Origin of the sequence: Pseudomonas sp. W2-17 (assembly GCF_041060445.1) — a bacterium.
Taxonomy (GTDB): domain Bacteria; phylum Pseudomonadota; class Gammaproteobacteria; order Pseudomonadales; family Pseudomonadaceae; genus Aquipseudomonas.
The window spans coordinates 106444-132795 of record NZ_JAUFNS010000010.1 but is presented as its reverse complement, the minus strand read 5'-3'; the positions used below and the strand labels follow the sequence as shown (position 1 = coordinate 132795).

At 61.9% G+C, this 26352-nt stretch carries 24 protein-coding genes, 1 tRNA gene and 1 pseudogene; 10 read left to right on the top strand and 16 right to left on the bottom strand.

Going from position 1 to position 26352, the window contains the following annotated elements; translation table 11 throughout:
- Positions 1-140: 140 nt before the first annotated feature.
- The 10 genes from QWI20_RS14680 to QWI20_RS14635 all read right to left on the bottom strand — a co-directional run bounded on the left by QWI20_RS14680 (position 141) and on the right by QWI20_RS14635 (position 8146).
- The gene (locus QWI20_RS14680; RefSeq protein WP_192175029.1) at positions 141-1112 is read right to left on the bottom strand and encodes a magnesium and cobalt transport protein CorA; all 972 of its coding nucleotides are present in this window, start codon (positions 1110-1112) and stop codon (positions 141-143) included.
- A gap of 92 nt (positions 1113-1204) precedes the next feature.
- Positions 1205-1960, bottom strand: coding sequence for a lysophospholipid acyltransferase family protein (locus QWI20_RS14675; protein WP_369306113.1), 756 nt, complete (start codon positions 1958-1960; stop codon positions 1205-1207).
- A 152-nt stretch (positions 1961-2112) separates the two neighbouring features.
- Positions 2113-2802, bottom strand: a complete 690-nt coding sequence (locus QWI20_RS14670) for a crotonase/enoyl-CoA hydratase family protein (protein ID WP_369306112.1) — start codon at positions 2800-2802, stop codon at positions 2113-2115.
- Between the two features lie 139 nt (positions 2803-2941).
- Positions 2942-3235: a DUF6388 family protein gene (locus tag QWI20_RS14665; RefSeq protein WP_122537871.1), complete on the bottom strand. Its 294-nt coding sequence runs from the start codon at positions 3233-3235 to the stop codon at positions 2942-2944.
- Positions 3236-3427: 192 nt separating this feature from the next.
- Entirely contained in the window at positions 3428-4930 is a 1503-nt protein-coding gene (locus QWI20_RS14660; protein WP_369306111.1) for a cytosine permease, read from the bottom strand.
- 184 nt (positions 4931-5114) lie between these two features.
- The gene (locus QWI20_RS14655; RefSeq protein ID WP_369306110.1) at positions 5115-5513 is read right to left on the bottom strand and encodes a nuclear transport factor 2 family protein; all 399 of its coding nucleotides are present in this window, start codon (positions 5511-5513) and stop codon (positions 5115-5117) included.
- Positions 5514-5675: 162 nt separating this feature from the next.
- On the bottom strand, positions 5676-6092 hold the full coding sequence (locus tag QWI20_RS14650) for a DUF4124 domain-containing protein (RefSeq protein WP_369306109.1): 417 nt from the start codon (positions 6090-6092) through the stop codon (positions 5676-5678).
- A gap of 85 nt (positions 6093-6177) precedes the next feature.
- The gene (locus tag QWI20_RS14645; RefSeq protein WP_369306108.1) at positions 6178-6672 is read right to left on the bottom strand and encodes a helix-turn-helix domain-containing protein; all 495 of its coding nucleotides are present in this window, start codon (positions 6670-6672) and stop codon (positions 6178-6180) included.
- A gap of 470 nt (positions 6673-7142) precedes the next feature.
- A tRNA-Ser gene (locus QWI20_RS14640) sits at positions 7143-7232 on the bottom strand.
- Positions 7233-7396: 164 nt separating this feature from the next.
- The gene (locus QWI20_RS14635) at positions 7397-8146 is read right to left on the bottom strand and encodes a 3-oxoacyl-ACP reductase family protein (RefSeq protein ID WP_369306107.1); all 750 of its coding nucleotides are present in this window, start codon (positions 8144-8146) and stop codon (positions 7397-7399) included.
- Positions 8147-8265: 119 nt separating this feature from the next.
- Here QWI20_RS14635 and QWI20_RS14630 point away from each other — a divergent pair, with 119 nt between their 5' ends.
- Together QWI20_RS14630 and QWI20_RS14625 are read left to right on the top strand one after the other, a co-directional pair.
- A complete protein-coding gene (locus QWI20_RS14630) occupies positions 8266-9189 on the top strand; it encodes a LysR substrate-binding domain-containing protein (RefSeq protein WP_369306173.1) in 924 nt (307 codons plus the stop codon).
- 248 nt (positions 9190-9437) lie between these two features.
- Positions 9438-10001, top strand: a complete 564-nt coding sequence (locus tag QWI20_RS14625) for a cysteine hydrolase family protein (RefSeq protein WP_369306106.1) — start codon at positions 9438-9440, stop codon at positions 9999-10001.
- Positions 10002-10007: 6 nt separating this feature from the next.
- Here QWI20_RS14625 and QWI20_RS14620 read toward each other — a convergent pair.
- Together QWI20_RS14620 and QWI20_RS14615 are read right to left on the bottom strand one after the other, a co-directional pair.
- Positions 10008-11946 (bottom strand): annotated as a pseudogene (locus tag QWI20_RS14620) (methyl-accepting chemotaxis protein).
- Positions 11947-12285: 339 nt separating this feature from the next.
- Complete coding sequence (locus QWI20_RS14615; protein WP_369306105.1) at positions 12286-13731, bottom strand: SulP family inorganic anion transporter; 1446 nt, start codon at positions 13729-13731, stop codon at positions 12286-12288.
- 203 nt (positions 13732-13934) lie between these two features.
- On the opposite strand from QWI20_RS14615, the gene QWI20_RS14610 reads away from it, so the two are divergent.
- Positions 13935-15143 carry an MFS transporter gene (locus QWI20_RS14610; protein ID WP_369306172.1) on the top strand — a complete coding sequence of 403 codons (1209 nt, stop codon included), beginning with the start codon at positions 13935-13937 and terminating at the stop codon, positions 15141-15143.
- Between the two features lie 9 nt (positions 15144-15152).
- On the top strand, positions 15153-16274 hold the full coding sequence (gene zapE / locus QWI20_RS14605) for a cell division protein ZapE (protein ID WP_369306104.1): 1122 nt from the start codon (positions 15153-15155) through the stop codon (positions 16272-16274).
- A 125-nt stretch (positions 16275-16399) separates the two neighbouring features.
- On the opposite strand, the gene rarD is transcribed toward zapE, so the two are convergent.
- A complete protein-coding gene (rarD, locus tag QWI20_RS14600) occupies positions 16400-17284 on the bottom strand; it encodes an EamA family transporter RarD (RefSeq protein ID WP_369306103.1) in 885 nt (294 codons plus the stop codon).
- 280 nt (positions 17285-17564) lie between these two features.
- On the opposite strand from rarD, the gene QWI20_RS14595 reads away from it, so the two are divergent.
- Together QWI20_RS14595 and QWI20_RS14590 are read left to right on the top strand one after the other, a co-directional pair.
- Complete coding sequence (locus QWI20_RS14595) at positions 17565-18206, top strand: HD domain-containing protein (RefSeq protein WP_369306102.1); 642 nt, start codon at positions 17565-17567, stop codon at positions 18204-18206.
- A gap of 706 nt (positions 18207-18912) precedes the next feature.
- The gene (locus QWI20_RS14590; protein WP_369306101.1) at positions 18913-20064 is read left to right on the top strand and encodes an MFS transporter; all 1152 of its coding nucleotides are present in this window, start codon (positions 18913-18915) and stop codon (positions 20062-20064) included.
- A 15-nt stretch (positions 20065-20079) separates the two neighbouring features.
- On the opposite strand, the gene QWI20_RS14585 is transcribed toward QWI20_RS14590, so the two are convergent.
- Both QWI20_RS14585 and QWI20_RS14580 read right to left on the bottom strand, forming a co-directional pair.
- Complete coding sequence (locus QWI20_RS14585; protein WP_282370820.1) at positions 20080-20517, bottom strand: carboxymuconolactone decarboxylase family protein; 438 nt, start codon at positions 20515-20517, stop codon at positions 20080-20082.
- Positions 20518-20635: 118 nt separating this feature from the next.
- The gene (locus QWI20_RS14580) at positions 20636-21124 is read right to left on the bottom strand and encodes a multidrug/biocide efflux PACE transporter (RefSeq protein WP_369306100.1); all 489 of its coding nucleotides are present in this window, start codon (positions 21122-21124) and stop codon (positions 20636-20638) included.
- A 120-nt stretch (positions 21125-21244) separates the two neighbouring features.
- Between QWI20_RS14580 and QWI20_RS14575 the strand changes: the two genes are divergently transcribed.
- The gene (locus QWI20_RS14575; protein WP_369306099.1) at positions 21245-22132 is read left to right on the top strand and encodes a LysR family transcriptional regulator; all 888 of its coding nucleotides are present in this window, start codon (positions 21245-21247) and stop codon (positions 22130-22132) included.
- A 6-nt stretch (positions 22133-22138) separates the two neighbouring features.
- On the opposite strand, the gene QWI20_RS14570 is transcribed toward QWI20_RS14575, so the two are convergent.
- A complete protein-coding gene (locus QWI20_RS14570; protein WP_369306098.1) occupies positions 22139-23065 on the bottom strand; it encodes a LysR family transcriptional regulator in 927 nt (308 codons plus the stop codon).
- 307 nt (positions 23066-23372) lie between these two features.
- On the opposite strand from QWI20_RS14570, the gene QWI20_RS14565 reads away from it, so the two are divergent.
- The 3 genes from QWI20_RS14565 (at position 23373) to rbsK (ending at position 26309) form a co-directional block, all read left to right on the top strand.
- Positions 23373-24101, top strand: a complete 729-nt coding sequence (locus QWI20_RS14565) for a DUF969 domain-containing protein (protein ID WP_369306097.1) — start codon at positions 23373-23375, stop codon at positions 24099-24101.
- Positions 24098-25048 (top strand): DUF979 domain-containing protein, encoded by a 951-nt coding sequence (locus QWI20_RS14560; protein WP_369306096.1) that lies wholly within the window; start codon positions 24098-24100, stop codon positions 25046-25048. The genes QWI20_RS14565 and QWI20_RS14560 overlap by 4 nt, the downstream gene beginning before the upstream one ends.
- Positions 25049-25388: 340 nt before the next feature.
- Complete coding sequence (gene rbsK, locus QWI20_RS14555) at positions 25389-26309, top strand: ribokinase (protein ID WP_369306095.1); 921 nt, start codon at positions 25389-25391, stop codon at positions 26307-26309.
- The last annotated feature ends 43 nt before the right edge of the window (positions 26310-26352 follow it).

Below are 26352 nucleotides of genomic sequence, written 5' to 3'. Positions count from 1 at the left end.
GCTACATCTACGGCGGCTGAAACGCCGTCTTCGCGAGCAAGCTCGCTCCCACAGATTAAGAGTTCGTCAGTCCCCACGCCGAGCCCCGTGGGAGCACCCGGTGAGTCATTGAAGATTCAATACCATGGCGCGCCAAACCGTCAAAGCCAACCCGACCGCTTGAAGCTCGCGAACAAAATCCCGCACCCCCCGACGATCACGCCCAACACCATGTAGTACCCGTAGTGCCAGGTCAGCTCGGGCATGTTCTGGAAATTCATCCCGTAGATCCCGGCGATGGCGGTGGGGAAAGCCAGAATCGCGGCCCAGGCGGCAAATTTGCGTTGAGTCAGGCTCTGCCGTGAAGACTCCAGCAGCAGGCTGATTTCGATGGTCTGGCTGGCGATGTCGCGCAGGTTGGAAAGGTCTTCCATCTGCCGTTTGACGTGGATCTCCACGTCGCGGAAGTACGGCCGCATGTTCTTGTCGATGAAGGGGAAACTGAGCTTCTGCAGCTCTTCACCAATCTCCACCATCGGCGCCACGTAACGGCGCAGGCGCAGCAGGTCACGACGCAGGGCGTGGATGCGGTGGATGTCGGCTTCGTTGAGGTCCTTGCGCAGCACATTGTGCTCAAGCTCTTCCAGCTCGCAGTGAATCGATTCGGTGACCGGCTGATAGTTCTCGGTGACGAAATCCAGCAGCGCATACAGGACGAAGTCTTCCCCGTGCTCCAGCAGCAGCGGCCGGGCCTCGCAGCGCTGCCGTACCACCCCGTAGGACTTCGAATCGCCGTTGCGCGAGGTGATGACGTAGCCCTTGCCCGCGAAGATGTGGGTTTCGATGAAGATCAGCTTGCCGTTCTCGCGGATCGGCGCGTAGGTCACGATGAACAGCGCGTCGCCGAAGGTCTCCAGTTTCGGCCGGCTGTGGACTTCCAGCGCGTCTTCGATGGCCAGTTCGTGCAGATTGAACTGTCGCTGCAGCGTGGTCAGTTGTTCGAGGTCTGGCTGCTCAAGGCCGATCCAGACGAAATGCCCGGGTTTTGCCGCCCAGGCCGCGCCTTCGTCGAGGGAGATGTTGGTGACTTTCTTTCCGGCGCTGTAAACGGCAGCGGCAACCACTCGACCCATAATGTCTGCTTCTTCTTTTAGGGAGAACTGACGCGCAGCTTAGCGCGCTCCCTGATCAGAGTCGGCGGATTTAAACGAGTTCGCAGGTTTTTTCAGTGCTGTTCAGCGTCTGTTTGGACGGCGGCCGTCGACCCGCGGACGTGCGCGTCCATGCTGGCGATGCAGGTCTGCATCTGGCCGTGACAGAGCCCGATGAGCTGCGGAATGTCGTCGCTGGTCAGGCCCGCTGTCGGGATCGCGGGCAGCGTGCGGATGATCACCTCACCACTGTTCCGTCGATTCAAATCCATGCTGCGCACGTAAGTGCTTACGCAGACGGGCACGATGGGCACACCGGCCTCGATCGCCATCTGAAACGCCCCACGTTTGAACGGCAGTAATGCCGCGCCCTTGTTGCGTGTGCCTTCGGGGAACACCCAGATTGAAGTGTCTTTGTGCTGCAGGGTTTCGGTGGTCTGGAGAATGGCGCGGCGTGCCCGCTGCGGGTTGCCGCGATCAATCAGCACGTTGCCCGCCAGCCAGAACAGCTGGCCAAAGAACGGCACCCACTTGAGGCTTTTCTTGCCGATGCAGACCGTGCGCGGTGGCACGATGTTGCCGAGGACAAACAGGTCGTAATTGGACTGGTGATTACAGATGATCACGCAAGGCCTGGCGTGCTCGAACTGAGGGCTGAGCTGCGCATTCAGGCGCAGGCCGAGGATGCGCATGGCGGGGAGGGCGTAGAGGCGAGCACACAGGCGGCTGTTGTCAGGGTTGAACGGGCGGCACAAGCCCAGCAAAAGCCCCAGCGCGCCGGCGACAAGAAAGTGCAGGCCCATCAACAACATACGCAATACGAACAGCATGCAAAGACCACCCGGTAGGCGAATAGCCGCGCAGTGTACGGATGTGCACTGGAATCGGCAATCGTCCACGGCCCGGGCGGAGGGTCAGGAATTTAACGGGATGTTTCGGGGGAATGCGCTGCAGGGGAATGCAGCGCGTTGTCGGTGATGCCTCAGAGCGGGATCTGACGATCCAGCTCGATCGCCCGGTCGAGGGTCTCGAGGAATTCCTTGCGCACTTTCAACTTGGTTTGCTTGTGGGCGCGCATGTTGATCTTCTTCATCTGCAGCGCCACGGTGCGCGCGGCTTCGGTGAGTTCTTCCGGAGCGACCACTTTGTCGAAGAAGCCGGCTTGCAGCGCGCCCTTGGGGTCGAACATTTCGCCGCAGATCACCGAGCGACCGAAGGCACTCTTGCGCAGGCGGTCACGGGCCAGTTCGATGCCGGCGTGGTGCATGGTCATGCCGATTTGCACCTCGTTCAGACCAATGCTGAACGGACCTTCAACGCCGATACGGTAATCCGCCGACAGCAGCAGGAAGGCGCCCTTCGCGACAGCATGACCGCCGCACGCGACCACGACGGGGAACGGGAACGAGAGCATGCGCCGCGCCAGCGTGGAGCCTTCGGCGACCAGGGCCAAGGCGGCTTCCGGCGACGAGGTCATGATTTTCAGGTCGTACCCGCCCGAGAGAATCCCCGGCTGGCCGGTGATGATCACCACTGCGCGGTCCTGCTCGGCGCGGTCGAGTGCGGCATTGAACGCGGCGACCACCTCGTTGCTGATTGCATTGACCTTGCCGTTGGCCAGGGTCAGCGTCGCAACGCCGTCATCCAGTTGATAGGCGACCAAATCACTCATGGAGCGAGTCCTTTTTTGTTTTGAAGTGGCGCAGACGTTACCCACCCGGCAGGGCAAGGTAAAGCGCAAAGGATGACTGGCAAGTCAGGGGGCGGGTCGCCAGGCCTGGCGACCCTGAGATCGAGCGGAGAGGGCGCGGCTAAACCTCGACTTCGTTCAGTTCGCAGTACTCTTCCCAGTCCATGTCCAGTGCCTCGGCCGCTTCCTTGTGTGCAGCAAGGCGCAACTCCTTCAGCTGCTCGGGGGTTTCGGCAATGAAAGTCAGCGCCAGCTCCCAGGTCGGGATGCCCAGATTTTCGGCTTCGTCTTCGAAGGCCCAGAGGGTCTGCTGTTGCTGCTCTTTCGGACTCAAATCCTGGATTTCAGCCTGCAACATCGGATTGGTCACGATGTACTTCGCCAAGGCAGCTTCAGTCCAGTCGTTTGCGTTCATGCGGGGGTGATCTCCTGTGGGTCGAGCTGACGTGTTGCTGTGGGTGGATGCTGAGGTGAGGGGCGATTGTGCGTGATGTAAATCACTGGCGCCAGCGGCACACGCCCCGTCGGTCGGGGTAGCCCCGTGCGCAGGCCGCCGAACAAAAAGGGCCCGCTTTGCAGCGAGCCCTCGGTCAACGGCGTCGGAATATCAACCGATCGCCATTGGCTTCTTCACATTGCGGTGTGCGTTATTGCCCAACAGCGGGTGAGGGCCCTGGGGGCCATACACGCCAACCGGTTCCGGGAAGGTGCGCAGCAAGGTGATGTACAGCAGCGCCGCGAGGCCAAGGGTGATCGGCAGGCTAATGTCGATGCCGCCCGCCAGATTGCCCAGTGGACCGACAAACTGCCCCGGCAAGTTGACGAAGCACAGGCCCACCGCTGCGCTCGGAAGCCACGCGCCCAGGCCGCGCCAGTTCCAGCCGTGTTCGAACCAGTAATGGCCGCCGCTCTGGCCACGGGTGAACACTTGCAGGTCCGCCGGGTGATAGAAGCCACGGCGAACGATCAGGCCGAGCACCATGATGACGATCCACGGCGAGGTGCAGGTCACGATCAGCACCGCGAAGGTCGAGACGCTTTGCACCAGATTGAACGCGAAACGGCCGATGAAGATGAAGGCGATGGCCGCGATGCCGATCAGAATCGTTGCCTGAGCACGATTGAGCAGGCGCGGAAACATGCTCGACATGTCCAGCCCGGTGCCGTAGAGCGACGTCGTACCGGTCGACATCCCGCCGATGATCGCGATCAGGCACACCGGCAGAAAGAACCAGCTGGGCGAGACCGCCAGCAGGCCGCCGACGTAGTTGTTGTCCGTGATGTACTGCGGCGCCTGGGTGGCCACGATGGTCGCCGTGCACAGGCCGAACAGAAACGGAATCAGCGTGCAGATCTGGGCCAGGAACACCGACGCCATGATGCGTTTTTTCGATGTCTGGCGTGGGATGTAGCGCGACCAGTCACCGAGAAACGCACCGAACGACACCGGATTGCTCATCGCCAGAAGCGCCGCTCCGATGAACGCCGCCCAGAAGCCCTCGCTGCCACGATTGACCGTGCCGGCGAAGCCCGCATCGAAACTGCCGCTGAAGGCAAAGATACCCAGCAGGAACAACAGGCTTGAAGCGAACACCGCGATCTTGTTGACCCACAGCATGAAGCGGAAACCGTAGATGCACACCACCAGCACCAGCACGGCGAAAACGCCGTAGGCCAACGCCAGAGTGAAGTCGTTTTCCGGCAGGCCGACCATGCGTTTGGCGCCGCCGATCAACGCATCGCCCGAGCTCCAGACCGACAGCGAGAAGAACGCCACCGCCGTAAGCAGTGACAGAAACGAGCCGACAATGCGCCCGTGAACGCCAAAGTGCGCGCCGGAAGAAACCGCGTTGTTGGTGCCGTTGAGGGCGCCGAACAGACCCATCGGGGCAAGGATGATCGACCCGAGCACGACGCCCAGCAGGATTGACCAGACGCCGGCCTGGAACGACAGGCCAAACAGCACCGGAAAACTGCCGAGCACGGCGGTGGCGAAGGTGTTGGCGCCGCCGAAGGTCAGACGAAACAGGTCGAGGGGCGCAGCGTCGCGCTGATGGTCAGGGATCTGTTCGACCCCGAAGGTTTCGATCGTGGTGGTGGGGTGAGCCATGGGATGTTCCTGCGCGCTGTCGTGTTGTTATAAGCCCGGCGCAAAAGCGCTGGCCCGTTATCTCGACCGGTGAACCCGATCGTGGCATTGGCAGTGGTCGGCATTGCGACCCTGAATCAGGTAAGGCAGTGCGTTTTACGTGCGGCAGCCTCTGAGGACCGCTCGCATTGGTGGCCCGTCCGAGCTAGCCCGTCTTCACCGACAGGTGTTCGTGGCAGGCCAGCCAGCGCGCGCCATATTGCCGAAAGGCAATGGTTTCGCGCTCGCTGAAATGGCTTTCTTCATCGCCGAAGCGGACGTGGGTGTCGACGTCGTGCATGAAAATCGCCACATCACCCTGAACGCTGATGTGCGCGTTGCGCGACTGGCAACCGAGCACTGCAAAGCCGTCGGCCTGCCAGCCCGCCCACACATCGCGGTAAGCGGCGCGGGACAGCAGGGGTGCAGGGAGGGTGTGAAAGAGGAAGGTGGCGTCGTCAGCGAATGCGGCGAAGTAGGCCTCGGTGTCGTTGCGGGCGAACGCCTCGATCAGCGCTTGTGCGGCGTGTTGAACGGCGTCGTGGCGGGTGTCGGTGGAGGTCATGGCCGGCTCGTTTTTGTGATTCTGGCGATGGGGCCCGACTGTAAGCAGCTCTCACGGGGCGTCACATCGGCGCCGGTAAAAACTTAGTTCAGAAAATTGAGAAGTAATGGTGAGCGGCAAGCCTCAAGCGACAAGCCGCGAGTGGTAAGCAGCGGTGCGGAGTCAGTTTCCTGAGGATTTCATCAGGCCGCTTTTGACGGGCTGACGAACACGGCCGCCGGAAGGATCGAAGCAGGCGCTTTCATAGCGAGGGGCGACGCACGTCGAGGGGAGGCCAGGGGGCGGCGGGCGAATGCTCTGCAACCGGTCGGCAATTTCACGCTCGTTGGTGATGATCAGCTTTCTACGCCGGCTGACTTGCAAAATCTCGGTAGCGTTCTTGTTCAGGCGATAGGGGAAGTCGGTCTCCTCCCATTCGCTGGAAAGTCGAGACGGAGGCGGGCGCAGAGCTGTGGATTCGCCCACGTAGGTCGGGCAAGGGCTTTGGGCGAAACTGACCGCGCCGTTGGCGGCAACGCACTTGAACACGTCGGCATGCGTCACGTCGCACAAGAGCAACGTTATGACCGCTGCGGACATTACTGGAAATCTGTTCATCGAAACCTCCCTGGATGGCGCAAGGCTACCATCCGGGAGGTGCAGTTGTCAGTGATCCTGATCGGGATCAGTGGGTTTCGTGGGCGGCTTTCTGGACTTTCGCCAACGCCAGGGCCGCGAACATGTCAGCGTCGCCCTGCAACACCTTCAGGTGATCTTCGACATGATCGGCGCTCGAGCGCGGCGCTTCGGAGTCAACCAGTCGGGTCACTTCGCACAATGCATTCGCCGTGATCCACAGGCTCTGGCGCAATTGGCTGATGATTTTCACCATGCTTTCCGAGCTGTCGAGATCGGCTTCACTCGCCGACTCCTCATTGGCCTGCATCGTCGAAAACGAGGGCAATTCAACGCGAGCCGAGGCATCCACTCCAGTGACGACGCGGGTGATGTCCACGCCGGCGGCGGCGATCTTGAACAGATAATCCGCCCTGGGCAGTCGCTGCCCGCTTTCGTAATGCCCCTGAGCGTTGGCTTCCACACCACCAATGGCGCCCAGTGCGCTTTGTGTCAATTTCAGACGTTTTCTTTCTTGGCGCAAACGTTTACCGATGCCATTCATCTACCTTCTCCTGCGAATTCGCACCCTGCATGTGTCTCTCGCGGGTGCGCAATGGGGGCCGGAATACGGACTGTTTTTTTGGGTGTAGCGCTAGTCGTGTATGGGAATTGAATTCATTCACACAGTCCGACGGGTAGACCTTAGCTGCTCAGACACCCAAATGGCGATTTTTCCGACGCTTTGCGTGGAAAAATCAACGCGGGACGATTCTAGTTAGTCCGGTGGGTGGGGTCACGTGGTCGTTTGCAGGGTGGGATGGCGGATGGCACGGGGCAGATACATCACCGCTGTACCAGTCGATGAAGGAACTGTGGGAGCGAGCTTGCTCGCGAAGAGAAGTTGTGGCCGGAGAAGACTGGCGGTCGACATGCCGTCTTCGTGAGCAAGCTCACTCCCACCAAGACGGTTTTGCCAAGCGACACAAACAAAAATCCCCGCACGCCATAAGCGTTGCGGGGATCTTTTTAATGTGGCGGTGAAGGAGAGATTCGAACTCTCGATACAATTTCTTGTATACACACTTTCCAGGCGTGCTCCTTAAGCCACTCGGACACTTCACCGTATCTCTTCAGACGTTCAGTCTGTCGAGGCGCGCTAATGTAGTCGAAAGCTTTGGCGAAGGCAAAACTTTTTTTCAGAATTTTCATGCGGTTAAGCAAAAAGCGCGAAGCCCCTTGTGCTCATAAAGGTCCGGGGCTTTGCGTTGAAGGCGAGGGCGCCGGGATCAGGCGCCGAAGCCGCCGTCGATGGTCAGGCTGGCGCCGGTGACGTAGCCCGCTTCCGGGCCGGCGAGGTAGGCGACCATCGCGGCGATTTCTTCGGATTTACCGTAGCGCGGAATGGCCATAAGGCCCATCAGTGTTTCGGCGAAATCGCTGTCGGCCGGGTTCATGTCGGTGTCGACCGGTCCAGGCTGAACGTTGTTGATGGTGATGCCCCGCGGGCCGAGGTCGCGTGCCAGGCCTTTGGTCAACCCGACCAGCGCTGATTTGCTCATGGCGTAGACGCCGCCACCGGCGAAGGGCATGCGGTCGGCGTTGGTGCTGCCGATGTTGATGATGCGGCCGCCGTCCTTCATGTGCCGCGCCGCTTCCTGGCTGGCGATGAACACGCTGCGTACGTTGATGGCCAGGGTTCGGTCGAAATCTTCGAGGCTGAACTCTTCGAGCGGCGCAATGGCCAGCACACCGGCGTTGTTGACGAGGATGTCGAGGCCGCCGAAGGCCTGCACGGTCTTGGCGACGGCGCCACGAATGTCTTCTGCGCTGGCGCTGTCGGCCTTGATGGCCAGGGCTTTGCCGCCGGCTGCGGTGATGCTGTCCTGCAACTCTTGCGCTTTGGCTTCCGAGCTGACGAAGGTGAAGGCCACTGCGGCGCCTTGTTCGACCAGCCGTTTGACGATCGCAGCGCCGATGCCGCGTGAGCCGCCTTGGACCAGTGCTGTTTTGCCGATCAGGTTGGTGGGATGCGTCATGTCGATCTCCGATGAATGTGAGGAGTGGGTGGATGGGCACGAGTATCTGCCGATGATTACCCGCGCGGTAGCCGGTAATCGAGATAGTCTGTGTAAACCGGAAGTTGTGAGTGAGTGCGATGGAGAACTTCAGCAGCATTGAATGCTTCGTGCGCAGTGCCGAGGTCGGCAGCTTTGCCGAGGCTGCACGCCGCCTGAGCCTGACCCCCGCTGCCGTCGGCAAGAGCGTCGCCAAGCTTGAGGCGAAGCTGGGCGTGAGACTGTTCCAGCGCAGCACGCGCAAGTTGACGCTGACCGAAGCGGGCCAGCGGTTTCTCGGCGAGGTCAGCGCCAGCCTCAATACCATTCAGAACGCTGTCGCCAACCTGGCCAGCGCCGAGGGCAGTCCCGCCGGCACGTTGAAAGTCAGCGTCGGCACCGTGTTCGGCTGCCTGTATGTGGTGCCGCTGCTGGCCGATTTTCTGCAGCATTATCCGGCCATCACCCCCGACTGGCATTTCGATAACCGGCAGGTTGACCTGATCGGGCAGGGCTTCGACGCCGCCATCGGCGGTGGATTCGATCTGCCTCAGGGCGTTGTCGCGCGCAAACTGGCGCCCGCTCACCGCGTGCTGGTGGCGTCGCCGCAATGGGTCGACGCCCACGAAGGCATCACGCACCCGGACGATTTGCACGACTGCGACGGCATTCTGATCCGTTCGCCGCAAACCGGGCGGATTCGGTCCTGGCCGTTGAGCCATCGCAGTCAGGAGCAAAGCCCGCTGCGCATGAAGGTGCGTATGACCCTGAGCGATTCCGAGGCTGCCTGCCGCGCGGCGACTCAGAGTCTGGGCGTCGCGCTGGTGAGCATGCCGTTTGCCCTGCCGTACCTGCGCAGCGGTGCGCTGCAACGGGTGCTGCCCGAGTGGTATGTCGAGGACGGCAACATTTCCATCTATTACAGTGAGCACAAGTTACTGCCGGGCAAGACCCGTGCGTTCGTCGATTTCATCATCGAGCAGTTCGCCGAACAGCAATGGGCGCGGCATTTCAGTGCCGTTTAATTAGGCAAACGATAGCTGCTGACGCAGCCCCTGTAGGAGTGAGCTTGCTCGCGATTGCGGTCAGTGGGCAATAAGACATCTGAAGGTGCGCGCTTGCCCGCGAAGAGGTTCTTTCAGCAGACATTGATGTCGCTGAAAAAATGGAATCGCGAGCAAGCTCACTCCTACAGTGAGTGCCGTCACATTGAATTTCGCGTCAAACCATCAGCAAAGCGGGGTACGCCCCTTAAGTCATGAAAGGAAGAGCAGTGGACATCCAACCGAAAGCCGCGCTGGTCCTCATCGACATGCAGCAGGGCATCAACCACCCGAAGCTGGGCCGACGCAACAACCCTGACGCCGAGCAGCGGATGCTGGAACTGCTGAGCGCCTGGCGCGACAGCGGGCGCACGGTGATTCACGTGCGGCATTTCTCCCGCTCACCGGACTCGGTGTTCTGGCCGCAGCAATCAGGTGTCGAGTTTCAACCGGCATTTATGCCGTGGGACGACGAAGGCGAGCTGCACAAACAGGTGCCCGATGCGTTCTGCCATTCGGCGCTGGAAGGTTGGTTGCGTGCGGACGGAATCAATCAGGTGGTGATCGTCGGCGTGGTGACCAACAATTCCGTGGAGTCGACTGCGCGCACTGGCGGCAATCTTGGCTTCGAGGTCATCGTGCCCCACGACGCCTGCTTCACCTTCGACGGCGCGGACTTCTTCGGACAGCCACGCACTGCCGAAGACATCCACGCCATGTCGCTGGCCAACCTGCACGGTGAGTACGCGCAGGTGGTGGCGACCGAGGCTATTTTGCGCGCTTGCGCACCGTGATCGTTTTCAGAGGCGAAAGCGCGCCATCTGCGCCCCAAGGTGTTCGGCCTGTTCCGACAGCTTCAGGCAATCTTCCCGACAGGCTTTGACATCGCTGACCGTTGACTGCGCCAGGTCGGCAATGCCTTGCACGTTGCGGTTGATCTCTTCCGTCACGGTGCTTTGTTCCTCGGTGGCGGCAGCGACCTGCTGGTTGCGATCAGTGAGTTCTTCGACATGGCCGGCAATGGCATCCAGCGAATTGCCGGTGCGACGGCTGGCTTCGACGCCGGTGCCAGTGGCCGCTTGTCCGGCACGCATCGAGGTGACGGCCTGATCGGCACCGCTCTTGAGTTCACCCATCATTTGCTGGATCTCCGAGGTGGCGCTCTGGGTACGGCCGGCGAGGGTGCGAACTTCATCGGCGACCACGGCGAAGCCCCGGCCCATTTCGCCGGCACGAGCCGCTTCGATGGCCGCGTTCAGCGCCAGCAGGTTGGTCTGCTCGGAGATGCTGCGAATCACGCTGAGCACCTGATCGATGGTGGAAATCCGGGTCGCCAGGTTCTCCACCGCGCCAGCCGCCGTGCCGACACCGTCGGACATGCTCTGAATGTGGCCGAGGGATTCACCCACCACTTTTTTCGCGGACATCGCTTCCTGATGGGTACTACGCGAGACGTCGGCAGCGGCGCCCGCATTTCGGGCGATTTCCTGCACGGTCAGGCCCATCTCATGAACAGCGGTGGCGACCATGTCAGTCATCTGCTGTTGCTGCATCGCACGGGTTGACGTGCTGTCGACCACCCGGGTGACATCTACCACGCTGTGGCGCAATTGCTCGCTGGTCTTGAGCGCATCGCCGATCAGCAAACGCAGGCTTTCGATGAATCGATTGAAGCCCCGGGCCAGATCGCCCAGCTCGTTAGCGCGGCTGTCATCCAGACGTCGGGTCAGGTCGCCCTGGCCGCCGCCGATGTCCACCAGCGCCGTCGTCACCTGCTGGATGGGCCGGACGATACCGCGGGCAATCCAGGCGACAAAGCCGAGGAAACACAACACCACCGCCAGACTGATCGCCGAAATGGTCCTCAACGCATCCTTGGCCGGGCCATACACTTCGGCCAGCGGCACCTCGCTCACCAGCGTCCACCCCAGCGAGGCGACGGGTTTGGCGACCGCCACATACGCCTCGCCATTGCGTTCGAACTCCAGCGCCTGACCGTTTCCGTTACCGGCCAGCAGGTTGCGCGCTGCGGCGTCGCCCACCAATTGGGTGAGGGATTGGCGATCGTTCAGCTCGGCGTTCGGGTGGACTTTGACCTGGCCGTCCTGGCTGACCAGATACACCTGGCCGTGCTCGCCGAAGTGGAAGTCACGGACCATCTGCGACAGCGCGCTCATGCTGAAACCCAGTCCGGCCACGCCGACCACGGTGCCGTTGTGCTCGATGCGCTGGTTAATGAACAGCGTCGGCACCTTGGTCGTGGCATCGATATCGATGTCCAGCGAGCGCTGCTTGTTGCTGTCGAGAAATCCGTAGAACCAGCCGTTCTCCGCCGGGCCGCGCTGGAGGGTGCGATCGGCGCCTTTGTTGGTGATGTAGTGGCCGCTGCCCTTGGCGACGATGAAGGTCGTCAGCGCGTTGTGCTGTTGCTGCACCTTCGCCAGATAACGAATGAATGCAGGCTGCTGTGCGCCGTCCTCGCCGTTGCCGAGCCATTCGGAAACCAGTGTGTTGTCACCGATGTCGCTGGCCGCCGTCAAGGGGCGCCGCCAGTAACCGTTCGAGATCGTTGCGGATCGCGTCGACGCTGGCTGGCATCGCCTGCTGCAACAGGTAGCGGTCGGTCAGTTTGTTCAGCGCGAATGCGTAGATGGCGATCACGATCAGGCTGCTGATCACCAACGCGGCCCCCATGCTCAATGTCAGCTGCCACTGAATACTCTTTCGCCAGACAGGCATAGAAAACTCCGCAAAACCAAAGCGCACAACCAAGACGGAACAGTGCTGATGGCTTGCCCGGAGCAATTACCGGGCCACGGAGCTGATCAAGTGGTCAAGTTACGCTGGGCGGCTGGCCTTGCGCCACTTGGGGCCTGAATGTGAGGGTGTTGCGGATGATCATGAAGAGACCGCGCGGCGGGTTGTGTACAAAAATTGAGTCTTTTTGGAACAAATGCTTTGCCGGTGCGCAGAAAAGTGGCGAGCCCTCGTCGCTGGATGAGCCCTGCGCCAGTTACCTGACGCGCAGTGCCGAGCCGTCAGGCCCTGCGCCGCGCATTCTTCGGCGGGTGACTCGCCTCATGCGTGCTGCACGCCCGCGCGCTTGAGCAGCTTTTTGCAGCGCTCCGACAGATGCACCACGCGCAGGTGCTTGCCCGCCTTGTGATACCGCTCGCGCAGGGTTTTCAACGCGGCGATTGCCGAATAGTCCACGAAGATCAGATGTCGGCAATCCAGCGTGACCTGCTGCGGATCGTTGAGGTGATCGAACTGATCGAGGAACGGCGTGGTGGAGGCGAAGAACAGCGTGCCGTGGAGGTGATACATCTTGCTGCCGTCGGGTTCGGTGTGGCTGTCGGCGTACAGTTCGCGGGCCTGTTGCCAGGCGAAGTTCAGCGCCGCGATGAGGATGCCGAACAGCACGGCCGTGGCCAAGTCGGTGAGGACAGTCACGATGGTCACGGCGATGATTGCGAAGACGTCATTCAGCGGCACTTTGCGCAGCACCCGCAGGGAGGCCCAGGCGAAGGTCTGCTGAGCGACCACGAACATCACGCCGACCAGCGCCGCCAGCGGAATGCGCTCGATGAGGGGCGACAGGAACAGCACGAACATCAGGATCATCACGCCGGCGACGATGCCGGACAGGCGACCCCGACCGCCGGAGCTGAGGTTGATGACGGTCTGGCCGATCATTGCGCAGCCGCCCATGCCGCCGCACAGGCCGGACGCCAGGTTGGCGACGCCGAGGGCGACGCACTCGCGGTCGGGGTAGCCGCGGCTTTCGGTGATCTCATCGGTGAGGTTCAGGGTCAGCAGGGTTTCCAGCAGGCCGACCAGCGCCATCAGGATCGCGTAGGGCGCGATGATGCGCAGGGTGTCCAGGTTCCACGGCACGTCCGGCAGCGACAGGCCCGGCAGACCGCCGGCGATGTGCGCCATGTCGCCGAGGGTGCGCGTCGGCAGGTCGAACAGGTACACCAGCAGACCGACGCCGAGGATGGCCACCAGCGCCGGGGGCACCGACCGGGTCAGGCGCGGCAGCAGATACACCACCGCCATGGTCATCGCCACCAGGCCGATCATCAGGTACAGCGGCGTACTACTGAGCCAGGTTTCGCCGCTTTTGAAGTGCTCCAGCTGCGCCATGGCGATGACGATCGCGAGGCCGTTAACGAACCCGAGCATGACCGGATACGGCACCATCCGCACCAGTTTGCCCAGGCGCAGCAGTCCGAACGCGATCATCACCAACCCGCCCAGCAGCACCGTCGCCAGCAGGTACTGCACGCCGTGCTGCACCACCAGCGCCACAATGACCACGGCCATCGAACCCGCCGCACCCGAGACCATACCGGGACGCCCACCGAACAGGGCGGTCAGCGTGCAGATGATAAAGGCCCCATACAGGCCCATCAGCGGATTGAGGTGCGCGACCAGCGCGAAGGCGATGCACTCGGGCACCAGGGCGAAAGAGGTGGTGAGTCCGGCGAGGACATCGGCGCGAAGACGGGCGGGTTTCATTGAGTACCTAGCGGGCGGCGTGCAAAAGGAGGGGATGTTACGGAATGTGAACGCAGACGGCCAGTTGGGGAAATGCCGCACCCTGCCAGGTTCACTCATTCTTCAGGTGTCCTGTCGCGGTCGATTGTGTAACGATGTTTGACTCAAACAGCTCGCCGATTCCTGTCAGCCAGGCTCGGCACGTCATGAAGGACAGAACACGGATGCTCGCTGCGCTCAGACACTACCCGGCTTCAGTCAATCTCCTGCTTTCGTCGTCGTTGTTTCTGACGCTGGGCAGGGCGATCACCCTGCCGTACCTGGTGATCTACCTTTCTTCGAATTTCGTCTTGAGCATGAGCGACATCGGCATGGTCGTCGGCGGGGCGCTGATTGTGGGTTCGTTGTTGAGCCTGTACGGCGGCTACCTCACCGACAAACTGTCCAGCTATCGATTGATTCTGTGTTTCACCGGGTTCTTCGTCGCCGGCTTTATCGGCATGTGCGTGACCAGCAAGCTGTGGCTGTTCTTCCTGTTTCTGGTGTCGTTCAATTTCGCGTATTCGGTCATCGATATCGTGGTCAAGGCCGCGTTCGGCAAGCTGTTGCCGGTGGCCGACCAGAGCAAAGTGTTCTCGGTGCGCTACACACTGATCAACATCGGCTATGCGGTCGGGCCGTTCATTGGCGCCGGGTTGGCCCACTGGGACATGAAGCTGCCATTTGTGGTGTCGGCGGCGCTGGGCCTGGGCTTCTTGCTGGTCTACGCAATGTACGGGGACCGCAAGCTGAGTTCGGCGGACCCGGCCAATGCGCCAGTTTCCTTCATCGCCGTCGGACGCATCCTGCTCAAGGACTACCGGCTGGTGTGCTTCACCGTCGGCGGTGTGCTCAGCGCGGTGGTGTTCGGGCAGTTCACCGCGTACCTCTCGCAATACCTGGTCACCACCAGCACGCCGGAATTCACCTATCAGGTCATCAGCTCGGTGGTCGCGGTGAACGCGGCGGTGGTGATCTGCTTGCAGTACCTGGTCGGCAAACGCATCAGCCATCAGTACCTGAACCAGTGGCTGACCGCAGGTTTCAGCCTGTTCCTGATGGGCGTGGTCGGGTTTGCCTTGTCGACGACGGTGCTGCACTGGTCGCTGGCGGTGGCCGTGTTCACCCTCGGCGAGATCATCGTGTTCCCGGCCGAGTACATGTTCATCGACCGCATCGCGCCGACCCATTTGCGCGGCATGTATTACGGCGCGCAGAACCTGTCCAACCTCGGCGGCGCACTGGGGCCGGTACTGTGCGGTTTCGCTCTGGCGACCCGGTCGGCGCATTTCATGTTTTACATGCTGGCGGCGTTCATCATTGCCGGCGGCTGTTTTTATCTGCTGGGCGCCTCTTATTCCAGACGCCACGATCAATCTTCCACTGCCGAATGAAGCGTTTTGATGACCGTTCTGTCTCCACTTGAGGCCTGGCAGCAGGCCGTTGATGCCCAGGGCTTTCAGCCGGACGAAGCCCAGCGCAATGCCGCGCTGCACTTGCAGGCGTGCTGGCAGGCGCTGAATGGCGGCAAGCGCGGCGCCGCGGTCAAGGGCGTTTATCTGTGGGGCCCGGTGGGGCGCGGCAAGACTTGGCTCATGGACCGTTTTTACGACAGCCTGCAGGTCCCGGCCCGGCGCCAGCATTTTCATCATTTCATGCGATGGGTGCACCAGCGTCTGTTCCAGCTCACCGGCGTGGCCAAACCGCTGCAGGTGCTGGCTCGGGAGCTGGCTCAGGACGTACGCGTGCTGTGCTTTGACGAGTTGTTCGTCAACGACATCGGCGATGCGGTGATTCTCGGCGGTCTGTTGCGCGCGATGTTCGACGAGGGCGTGGTGCTGGTGTGCACCTCCAATCAATTGCCCGAACAGCTGTACGCCACGGGTCATAACCGCGAGCGTTTCGTGCCCGCAATCACGGCGATCAACCAGTTCATGGAGGTGGTCTCGGTCGACGGCGGCGAGGACCACCGTCTGCATCCCGGTCAGGCTCAGCAGCGCTACTGGGTGAAGGCGGAGCAGGGGCCGAGCGCGTTGGTCGAGGTGTTCGAGACGTTGAGCAGCGGTGAGTCGGTGTCGATTCAGCCGGTGCCGCTGGGTCGGCGCCATGTGCCGGTGGTGCGCAGCAGTCGAACGGTGATCTGGTGCCGCTATGCCGACCTGTGCGAGCAACCGCTGGCGGCGATGGATTTCATTGAGCTGTGCGATCGCTATAAAGCGGTCTTGTTGAGTGAGGTGCCGGCGTTGAGCGCACCCCAGCGCGAGGGGCGCATTGCCCGTGGCACCGAGGATGGCGTTGAACAGGTCACCGCGGGGGACCGCGAGCTGCCGCAGCTGTCGCCCTATGACGATGGCGTGCGGCGCTTCATTGCGCTGGTGGACGAGTGCTATGACCGCAAGGTGCCGCTGTACATCGAAGCCGCGATGCCGATGGCCGAGCTGTACACCGAAGGTTATCTTGCGTTTGCGTTTCGGCGCACGCTGAGCCGCCTGCAGGAGATGCAGCTGGCGCGGTTTGGGTGTTGATGCTCATGCAGGTTCGCTGGATGCACAGGCCCATTCGTGAGCAAGGTGGAGCGCCACCCCGGTCACTCCCACAAGTTTCTCATTGGGCCGCTCCAGAGTGGCAATGGCCAGCTGCCGAGAGCCATTCAAACGCTGTTGCGTCGTCGCTGGGCCAACACATGCTTGGCGCCTTCTCCCACCAGAACCATGACCGCCAGCCAGATGGGCAGGTAGGTCATCCATTCGTCGCGGCCGATGGATTCGCCCAGCAGCAGGGCGACACCGACCAGCAGCACCGGCTCGACGTAGCTCAGCAAGCCGAACACGCTGAACGCCAGCAGGCGGCTGGCGCGAATGTAGCTGACCAGGGCCGAGGCACTGATCGCCCCCAACACCGGAATCAGCACATAAAAGCGTGGGAATTGTTCCACCACTGACGGGTTGCCCTGGCAGATGAACAGCACCGCGACGGGCAGGATCAGCAGCATGTCCCACCACAGACCGCCGAGGTTGTCGGTCTTGAGCTTGCGCCGCAGCACGAAGTACAGCGGATAACCCAGGCACACGAGCAGGGTTTCCCAGGAAAAACTGCCGAGACGCAGCAGCTCGTTGCCGACCCCGACCAGCGCGCAGCACGCGGCGATTTTCTGCAGGTGCGACAGGTGTTCGCCGTACACCACACGCCCGGTGAGGATCATGGTCAGCGGCAACAGAAAATACCCCAGCGACACCTCCAGGCTGCGGCCGTGCAGCGGCGCCCACATGAACAGCCACAGCTGCGCACCCATCAACGTTGCCGACAGTGCCATCCCGGCCAACAGGGCAGGCGTCTGGCGCACCCGGACGGCGAGGGCGCGGGCGAGTTTCCAGTCTCCGCTGGAGAGCATGAACAGCGTCACGCAGGGCAGGGTCAGCAGCATGCGCCAACCGAAGATTTCTTCACCGCTCAGTGGCGTGAGCAATGAGGTGTAGTAGTACATGACCGCGAACAGGCAGGAGGCCATGACCGATAACGCAACGCCCTTGTACACAGGGGCTCCTTGTTTTCGATTCATCAGGTGTGGGGTGCAGGAATGCTTCTGTCGGCGGGCTCTGACGGCACGCTTTGAAGAACAGGGTATAACGACGGCGCAGAGTTTATCCGAGGTCGTGCGGGCGGTCCGCAGCAATCTGGTAAACCGCAGGTGGGCTGGCAGTAAACGATGCACGTTTGGCAGAGATCGAGACCGCGTGCCGATTGAGCCGGTATGCGCCCTCGCCCAGACTTCTCTTCAACGCGCCACACCGGTGCGGCCGCTGGAGAGACTTCCCATGACTCAATCAATTGCCGGCATCAAGATCCCCGACAGCGCGTTGGCCCGCGCCACGACCGAGTACATCCGCGAGCAGGAGGACGATTTGCTGTTCCATCACTCGCGCCGGGTGTTTTTGTGGGGTGCGCTGACGGGGGAGCGCAAGGGGCTGAAATATGACGCCGAACAGCTTTACGTCGGGGCGATGTTTCATGACGTGGGTCTGGTGGAGCGGCATCGCAGTGCGCACCTGCGTTTCGAGGTGGATTCGGCCAATGCGGCGCGGGCGTTCATGCAGCCGTTTGGGTTGTCCGAGGGGGATGTGGAGCAGGTGTGGTTGTCGATTGCGCTGCACACGACGCCGGGCGTGCCGGAGCATTTGCGGCCGAACGTGGCGCTGGTCACGGCGGGCGTCGAGATGGATGTGCTTGGGATCAATTATGCGCAGTTCAGTGATGAGCAGCGTGAGGTCGTGACCCATGCTCACCCGCGCGGTGAGGATTTCAAGGAGTGCATTTTGTGTGCGTTTGCCAATGGGTTCCGGCATAAGCCTGATACGACGTTCGGGACGGTGAATGCGGATGTGTTGGTGGATGAGGACCCGACGTTCAAGCCGCTGAATTTCGTGGAGATCATTCGGCAGTCGCCTTGGAAGGCGTGATCTGGATCAACGTCCTTAAGATCAAGGGCGTCTGCCTGGGGGCAGACGTTTCGCCTTCGGCGAGTTACTTGGAAAAGCACCCCAAGTAACCAAGGGTGCTTGCTCTCGGTTGGGCCCTTCCTTCGTCAGGGTTCCTTCACTCCGGTCTCGCTCCGTGGGCCCGCCGCCATCCGCCATCCATGGCGGGGGGCGGCTCTCGCGGCATCCATGCCGCTCGGCCCACTCCGCAAGACCTGCGTTCAGCCTGCACCAAAGTCGCGATTGGTGTTGTCTGGGCTTTCTGTGTTTGAAGATCAGGATCAGGATCAGGATCAGGATCTGGATCAAAAGCAGATCAAAGGCTTCCCGGCTAAAGCCGGTCCTACGACGTGCGCGTTCGAATAGTGGGACCGGCTTTAGCCGGGAAGGCGTCGGGCGTCACGCTGCAAAATGATGGGTGTACGCACAGGCCTCTTTCCCGGCTGAAGCCGGTCCCACTGAAGCAATCGATCGTTCCCACGCTCCGCGTGGGAATGCATCCTTTGACGCTCCGCGTCCGTGTCTTGAAGATCGAGTGAGGCGTTCCTGAGGCCGCTGCCTTCAACATCCCTTCTTCGGCATTGTTTCAAGCTTTGTTAGGCTGGTCCCTTTTTCGAGGGGACTGATTTATTTACAGCGCTTCACCGTAGATGAATCTGTCCCCGTCCAAGCATGCAAGGGAGCGGCAATGACTTCCATCAGCACCGCAGCGCCCGTGGTACCGGGGCGGCTGGAGCAGTTTTCGACGCGGATCGCTTTTTTTGTCACCGGGTTCAGCATGTCGGCCTGGGCGCCGCTGGTGCCTTATGCGAAAAGCCGTCTGGGTCTGGACGACGCCGGCCTCGGGTTGTTGCTGTTGTGTCTGGGCATTGGCTCGATCGTTTCCATGCCGTTGGCCGGGGCGATGACGGTGCGTTATGGCTGTCGGCGTTTGATCGTGATGACGGGTGCAATCGCCTGTGTGTGCCTGCCTTTACTGGCCACCCTCAGCTCGGTGCCACTGATGGTCGCCACGCTGTTTGTCTATGGCGCGAGCATGGGCGCGCTGGGTTGCGTGACCAACATTCAGGCGATCATCGTCGAGCGGGCCAGCGGCAAGACCATGATGTCCGGGTTTCACGGCCTGTTCAGTTGCGGCGGGATTCTGGGGGCCGCAGGCGTATCGGCGTTATTGAGCGTCGGCGTCTGGCCGTGGCTGGCGATGGCCGTCGTCGCGTTGTTCATCGCGATCGCGCTGTACAAAGCCGCGCCCCACTTGTTGCCGTACGGCAGCGAACCGGGAGGACCGGCATTTGCGATTCCCAGGGGCGTGGTGCTGTTCATCGGGCTGATGTGCTTCACGGTGTTCCTCACCGAAGGCGCGATGCTCGACTGGAGCGCGGTGTTCCTCAGCGCCCAGCGCGGCGTCGAGCCGTCCTACGCTGGATTCGGTTATGCGGTGTTTGCGCTGGCCATGGCGATCGGGCGTCTGTGCGGCGATCCGATTGTCCGGCGCTTGGGCGTGCACAAAATCATTCTGTTTGGCGGGCTGTGCGCGGCCGCCGGGATGACCGTTGCGACGTTGATCCCGGTCTGGCAAGCGGCGCTGTGCGGCTACGCGCTGGTGGGAATCGGCTGTTCCAACATCGTCCCGGTGTTTTACAGCGCGGTCGGTCGGCAGAAAACCATGCCGGAGAACGTGGCGGTGCCGGCGATCACCACACTGGGCTACATCGGTATTTTGATGGGGCCGGCCGGGATCGGGTTCGTTGCCCACCTCAGCAGCCTCGGCGCGGCGTTCATGATCATCGCCGTGATGCTGCTGGGTGTGGCGATCAGCGGACGGTTCTTGCGGGTGTGAGGCCAATAACGGGAATCAGCTCGGCATCATCGCAAAGCCCACGCCGAAGCGGTTCCAGGCGTTGATGGTGGCGGCGGCCAGGGTAATGTTGACCACGTCGGCTTCGCTGTAATGCTTGAGCAGCGCTTCGTACTGATGTTGCGGCGCGCGGTGCACGGGCAGCAGGGTCAGGCTTTCAACCCAGGCGAGTACGACTTTTTCCTTCTCGGTGAAGAATTCGGTTTCTTCCCACACGCTGAGGGTTTGCAGACGGGCCTCGGTTTCGCCGGCCTTGCGTGCGTCATTGGCGTGCATGTTGACGCAATACGCGCAGCCGTTGAGCTGCGACGCCCGCAGACGGATCAGCTCCAGCAGCGAGTGGTCCAGCCCGGATTTGCTCAGCGCAGTCTCCAGACCGACCATGGCTTTGTAGGCTTCCGGCGATTTCTGGGCCCAGTTGATTCGGTTGTTCATGGTGGGTGCTCTCTTCAAAGTGACCGGCGCAAGCCGCGGGACGTGGCGAAATGTTACGCCCGCGCTGCGACCCGTCGAATAGCCAATGAAGGAGGTTTAGGGGAGACCAATTACGCGGTTATCGATCAGCGGCGCACGGGTGCGGGCGGTCGAGCAGACGCTCGCGAATCCGGTCATACGCCAGGTTGAACAGCATCGTGTACGGCAGAAACAGCAGCAACAGGCCGATGTCCAGCACAAAGGCTTCCAGCAGGCTGATCGACAGCCACCACGCCACCATCGGCACCACCATGAACACCAGCCCCACTTCAAAGCTGATGGCATGCAGCGCCCGCGCCTTGAAATTCAGGACGAAACCCAACCGTGCGCGCAGACGGTCGAACCCGGCGTTGAAGACCATGTTCCAGAGCATGGCGACCGTGGAAATCATCACCGTCATCGCGCCCATCTTGCCGATGGACTGGCCGAGCACCCAGGCCAGCCCGGGCGCGAACATCAGCACGCCGATGAGCTCGAACAGCAGCGCATGCAGGGCGCGTTCTTTGACGGATTTCGGCGTAACGACCGGCTTCGCGGTCTTGGGGGGCGTGAGGGTGTGCAGAGGCATGTCGGTGATCACTTTGTCGCGGGCAGGTGTGCATTGTCGGGGCGCGATGGGCTAGAGTGAAAATCGGTCCCATCGGAAAAACCGATGGCGGCGTCGCATGCGCCTCAGAGGTATCCACCCGTGAGCTATTCCCCCGAAGCACTTGAAGCGTTTGCCCAGACCATCGCGCTGGGTTCGTTCAGCGCCGCCGCCCGGCGTCTGGGCAAGAGCCAGTCGACCATCAGCGAGGCGATTTCGCGGCTGGAGATCGACCTGGGCCTGGAACTGTTTGACCGCTCGACCCGCCATCCCGCGTTGACTGAAGCGGGCAGGGCGCTGGAAGGGCGCATCGAAGACGTGCTCGCGGCGTCCGATACGCTGCGTCGTGCGGCGGGGCGTCTGGCTGAGGGCATGGAGCCGCGCCTGACGCTGGTGCTGTCCGACGCCAACCAGTTCGCCGAATTCCAGACGCGCATGACTGAGCTCGATCAGCGCTTTCCGGAGCTGGAACTGGAGTGCGTATTTGCCGAACACGGCGACGCGATCAACCTGATCCAGACGGGCCGGGCGTCCCTGGGTTTGCTGTCCGCTCAGGCCTCGTACCCGCCGGAAGTGGGTTACGCGACCATCGTCGAGCGCGCTGACTTCGGCATCTTCGTGTCCCACAGCCACCCGCTGGCCGCTGAAGAAGCCGTCGATTACCGCCATCTCGCGCAGCATCGGGCGTTGCGCCTGAACACCATCGTCGACGAGAGCGTGCCCACCGACGACCTGCCCAGCGGCGCGCGGCGTAGCTGGTCAGCGCCCAATTACCTGCTGTTGATGGACATGGCGATCTTCGGATTCGGCTGGTCGGCGCTGCCGCGCTGGCTGGTCAGCACCTGCGGCCAGGACCGGTTGAAGGAACTCAAGGTGCCGGGCTGGCCGCGCAGCTCGGCGGTCGACGTGATCTGGTCCCGGCAAAAAAGCCTGGGCCCGGCGGGGACCTGGTTGCTGGACACGTTGCTGGAGGGGCGGGGAGGGTATTGATCCGGCTCACTCCGGTCCGCCCTCGAGCACAAACCCCTCCGGCATTTCCTGAGCAAAGGTGCTCACGACCTCGCGGGTCAGGCTGACGATGTCTTCCACCAACTCCATTCCCGCCCCGGTGCGCCAACTGGCGACGATGTCCATCAGCGGCGGCAGCGGGACGTTCTCGATCAGTGTCAACGCGCCCTGGGCCAGTTCGCCATGCACCAGCGTCACCGGCAGCGCGCCGATACCGAAGCCGTCGCGCACCAGCCGGGTAATGGCCGAGGCGGAGTTCACGCAGTTGATCCGTGGCGTGACGATGTTGGCGGTGTGCAGCATATTGAGGATGTCCTGATGGGGCCGCGAGTTGCGCGAGAACGTGACGATGCGCGCCTCGGCGATCTCTTCCAGGCTCACGTCCGGGCGGTCGAACGCCGAGCCCGTCGGCACCACCCAGCGCAGGGGGTAGCGCGCCAGTATCGCGTTGCGCACGCTGTCGAAACGCAGCACGTCGGTCTGGAAAATGATGTCCTGATACCCCTTTTCCAGCTGCGAGCAGAGGTTACTGGCGGTCTCGGCGGTGAGCTCGATTTCCAGATTGGGGTAACACTTCATTAGGCGTGTTACCAGGGGGCTGAGCCAGGTGTGTATCACCGTATCCATGGCGCCGATGCGGATTCGGCCGCGCACCTGGCTGGGGTCTTTGATCGCCGCCTTCATGCTTTGCATCGTGTCCATGATGTGTTCGGCGTATTCGAGCACGCGCGCGCCCTCTTGCGTCAGCGACACGCCCCTGGAATCCCGCACGAACAGGCGCACGCCCATTTCGTCCTCCAGCGCGGCGATGCGGCTGGAGATGGAGGCCTGGGTGCTGAACAGTTTTTCCGCCGTCAGGCGAAAGCTTTTCAGCCGCGCGACCCAGACGAAGGTTTCCAGAAACTTGAGATTCACCGATGGATTTCCTTGAGCAATTGGGCGCCGGCGCACGTAAAGGAAGAGGTGTGGCCGGCAGACGCTGGCGGCACGACCTGTGCAAAGTGAGCACTGGAACAGCAGGTTGCATGCCACCCCGGCAACAGAAAATCTTATGGGCCATAGCGGGTTTTTCCCGTTGGACGCCCCGGCGTTGACTGCGGTGCCATGGGGCAGCAGCACTCTCACTTCGTTTAGCACAGGTGCCGCGATCGCTCGTTTCTCGAACACGTTCCTCATTCGTGCCCCAGCAAGGTACCGCCACTGCCAACGAGAGTCCCCCATCATGCAAACCGCTATCAACCTCTGGCCGCTGCTTGGCGTGCTGGTCATCGTTCTGGGCTTCGTCCTGCGTTTCAACCCGATGCTGGTCGTGGCGCTCGCCGCCCTGGCCACCGGCCTTGCCGCCAGCATGCCGCTGGAGACCATCCTGGCGACCATCGGCACAGGCTTCATCAAAACGCGCACGCTGCCGCTGATCATCCTCTTGCCCCTGGCGGTGATCGGTTTACTTGAACGCCACGGCCTGCGTCTGCATGCGCAGAACTGGATCGCCCGGTTCACTGGCGCCACGGTCGGACGCCTGTTGATCGCGTATCTCTTCGTGCGGGAAACCACTGCAGCCCTGGGGCTGACCAGTCTCGGCGGCCATCCGCAGATGGTGCGGCCGTTGCTCGCGCCCATGGCCGAAGGCGCCGCTGAATCGCGTTTCGGCAAGCTCCCCGAGGCGTTGCGCATCAAGCTGCTGGCATTGTGCGCGGCGACCGACAATGTCGGGCTGTTCTTCGGCGAAGACATCTTCGTCGCCTTCGGTGCGATTGCGTTGATGCACACCTTCCTGCTCGGCTCCGGCATTGATGTCGACCCGATGCACATCGCGTTCTGGGGGATCCCGACAGCCATCTGCGCATTCGTCATCCACGCCATCCGCCTGCACCGTTTCGATCAGCGCCTGAATCGTGAATTGACGGTGCTGACGCCGGCCTCCGCGGTCGACAAGGAGCTGGCGCGATGATCATTTCCATTCAATACCTGTACTGGCTGGCGGGCGTGATCCTGGCGATCACCGCGTTCATGACCGCGACCGATCGGAGCAATCCCAAGCGCTGGACCACGGGGTTGTTCTGGGGCTTGTTCGCCATCGCGTTTCTGGTCGGCGAGAAACTGCCGCCGGTGTGGGTGGGCGTCGGCGTGATCGTCATGGCGGTGATCGCCGGGTTCGGCGGCGTGGGTTTTGGCCAGCATGAGAACCTCAACGACCGGGCGCGGCGGGAGAGTGCAGGGCGCTTGAAGAACAAGCTGTTCATTCCGGCGCTGGCGATTCCACTGGTCACCGTGATTGGCGCGGTGCTGCTGAAGAACATCAAGTTTGGCGACGTCTTTCTGCTGGACCCGGCCAACAGCACCTTCGTGTCCCTGGGGATTGGCAGTCTGGTAGCGCTGGCTCTGGCCTGCTGGCTGACCCGCGATACGCCCGTGCAGGCCATGCGCGAATCGCGGCGCCTGACCGAAGCGCTGGGTTGGGCGCTGGTATTGCCGCAGATGCTGGCGATGCTCGGGCTGGTGTTCAATGACGCGGGCGTCGGCAAGGCCGTGGCGCATCTGGCCACGGCCTACATCAACCTGGATTTCCGCCTCGTCGCGGTGATGGTGTATGTGCTCGGCATGGCGCTGTTCACCGTCGTCATGGGCAACGGTTTTGCCGCGTTTCCGGTGATGACCGGCGGCATCGGCGTGCCGGTACTGGTGGGCATGTATGGCGCCAACCCGGCGGTCATGGCCGCGATCGGTATGTTCTCGGGTTACTGCGGCACGCTGATGACGCCGATGGCCGCGAACTACAACCTGATTCCCGCAGCGTTGCTGGAACTGCCTGACAAATACGCCGTGATCAAAGCGCAGATTCCCACGGCGCTGGCGATGATGGTGGCGAATATTCTGCTGCTGTATTTCCTGATGTAGTGGTTTCCTTATCCAGATACAGCGCCCGGCCCGCAGGGTTTTTGCGGGCAAATCTCCTCCCTCAGTTCTTTCAACTGCGCAAAGTTCGATGATGTTTTATCTCCATCGCAAACGTTTGCGCGAATCCATGGTCTGTACGACCAGTGGCTGCAATCGCTCTGCCTCAGGGCTTCCAACCCGCTTCCTTTGAACGACATGTGCCTCAGGCGCCAAGCCGCATGTCTCCCTCGGAAGAAATAGGTTGAATAGTCACACAAAATGTTATTTAAATAACAAAAATAAAACCGCGAAAGCGGCTCGTCTTTCGGGCCCGGCGCGTGAACAAGGTACTCACACACACATGAACAAGATCGCGGTCATTGGCAGCAATATGGTGGATTTGATCACCTACATCGACCGGATGCCGGCGCAGGGCGAGACCCTCGAAGCACCGAATTTCGCCATGGGCTGCGGCGGCAAGGGTGCCAATCAGGCGGTTGCGGCGGCCAAGCTGGGCGCTGACGTGTTGATGCTGAGCAAGGTCGGTGACGACATGTTCGCCGACAACACCTTGGCCAATTTCAAGCGTTATGGCATCGATACCCAGTTCGTCCAGCGCGTGCCCGGCGTTTCCAGCGGTGTAGCGCCGATCTTCGTGCAGAGCGATTCCCACAACAGCATCCTCATCGTCAAAGGCGCCAATGCGCACCTGAAACCTGCGGACATCGACGCTGCCCAGGCCGCCTTGCGCGACTGCACGCTCATCGTGCTGCAACTGGAAATCGAGCTGGATACCGTCTACTACGCCATCGAATTCGCCAAGGCCAACGGCATCCCGGTGCTGCTCAACCCTGCGCCTGCCGTGAAGGGCTTGAGCCGCGAGCACCTGTCGCAGCTGGATTTCTTCATTCCCAACGAGACCGAGCTGGCGCTGATCACTGGCCAGACTGTCGACTCCATCGAATCCGCCCGCGCGGCCGCCCTGCAGCTGGTGCAGGACGGGATTCGTCACGTCATCATCACCCTGGGTGAAAAGGGCGCGCTGTACGTCGGCGAAGAAGGCGAATTTCGCGTCGAAGGCATCAAGGTCGATGCCCGCGACACCACGGGCGCCGGCGACGCGTTCATCGGTTGCTTCGCCCGCCACTGGAGCGAAGACGGCGACATGCGCAACGCCATGACCCGCGCGGTGGCCTATTCCGCCTGCTCGGTCACCGGCCTCGGCACCCAGAGTTCCTACCCGGACGCTGCCGCGTTCGGCCACTTTCTCGACACCCTTTGAGCCGCCGCGCCCTGCCGATCGCCTGATCGGTGGGGCGGGGTAT

Excerpts from the sequence above, each read along its gene's own strand:
- QWI20_RS14585 (WP_282370820.1), bottom strand. The coding sequence starts at position 20,517 with ATGAACAACCGAATCAACTGGGCCCAGAAATCGCCGGAAGCCTACAAA.
- QWI20_RS14655 (WP_369306110.1), bottom strand. The coding sequence starts at position 5,513 with ATGACCTCCACCGACACCCGCCACGACGCCGTTCAACACGCCGCACAA.
- QWI20_RS14680 (WP_192175029.1), bottom strand. The coding sequence starts at position 1,112 with ATGGGTCGAGTGGTTGCCGCTGCCGTTTACAGCGCCGGAAAGAAAGTC.
- rbsK (WP_369306095.1), top strand. The coding sequence starts at position 25,389 with ATGAACAAGATCGCGGTCATTGGCAGCAATATGGTGGATTTGATCACC.
- QWI20_RS14660 (WP_369306111.1), bottom strand. The coding sequence starts at position 4,930 with ATGGCTCACCCCACCACCACGATCGAAACCTTCGGGGTCGAACAGATC.
- QWI20_RS14580 (WP_369306100.1), bottom strand. The coding sequence starts at position 21,124 with ATGCCTCTGCACACCCTCACGCCCCCCAAGACCGCGAAGCCGGTCGTT.
- QWI20_RS14670 (WP_369306112.1), bottom strand. The coding sequence starts at position 2,802 with ATGAGTGATTTGGTCGCCTATCAACTGGATGACGGCGTTGCGACGCTG.
- QWI20_RS14610 (WP_369306172.1), top strand. The coding sequence starts at position 13,935 with ATGCTCGCTGCGCTCAGACACTACCCGGCTTCAGTCAATCTCCTGCTT.
- QWI20_RS14565 (WP_369306097.1), top strand. The coding sequence starts at position 23,373 with ATGCAAACCGCTATCAACCTCTGGCCGCTGCTTGGCGTGCTGGTCATC.
- QWI20_RS14645 (WP_369306108.1), bottom strand. The coding sequence starts at position 6,672 with ATGAATGGCATCGGTAAACGTTTGCGCCAAGAAAGAAAACGTCTGAAA.
- QWI20_RS14650 (WP_369306109.1), bottom strand. The coding sequence starts at position 6,092 with ATGTCCGCAGCGGTCATAACGTTGCTCTTGTGCGACGTGACGCATGCC.
- QWI20_RS14595 (WP_369306102.1), top strand. The coding sequence starts at position 17,565 with ATGACTCAATCAATTGCCGGCATCAAGATCCCCGACAGCGCGTTGGCC.
- QWI20_RS14665 (WP_122537871.1), bottom strand. The coding sequence starts at position 3,235 with ATGAACGCAAACGACTGGACTGAAGCTGCCTTGGCGAAGTACATCGTG.
- QWI20_RS14615 (WP_369306105.1), bottom strand. The coding sequence starts at position 13,731 with ATGAAACCCGCCCGTCTTCGCGCCGATGTCCTCGCCGGACTCACCACC.
- QWI20_RS14675 (WP_369306113.1), bottom strand. The coding sequence starts at position 1,960 with ATGCTGTTCGTATTGCGTATGTTGTTGATGGGCCTGCACTTTCTTGTC.
- QWI20_RS14590 (WP_369306101.1), top strand. The coding sequence starts at position 18,913 with ATGACTTCCATCAGCACCGCAGCGCCCGTGGTACCGGGGCGGCTGGAG.
- zapE (WP_369306104.1), top strand. The coding sequence starts at position 15,153 with ATGACCGTTCTGTCTCCACTTGAGGCCTGGCAGCAGGCCGTTGATGCC.
- QWI20_RS14560 (WP_369306096.1), top strand. The coding sequence starts at position 24,098 with ATGATCATTTCCATTCAATACCTGTACTGGCTGGCGGGCGTGATCCTG.
- QWI20_RS14630 (WP_369306173.1), top strand. The coding sequence starts at position 8,266 with ATGGAGAACTTCAGCAGCATTGAATGCTTCGTGCGCAGTGCCGAGGTC.
- QWI20_RS14635 (WP_369306107.1), bottom strand. The coding sequence starts at position 8,146 with ATGACGCATCCCACCAACCTGATCGGCAAAACAGCACTGGTCCAAGGC.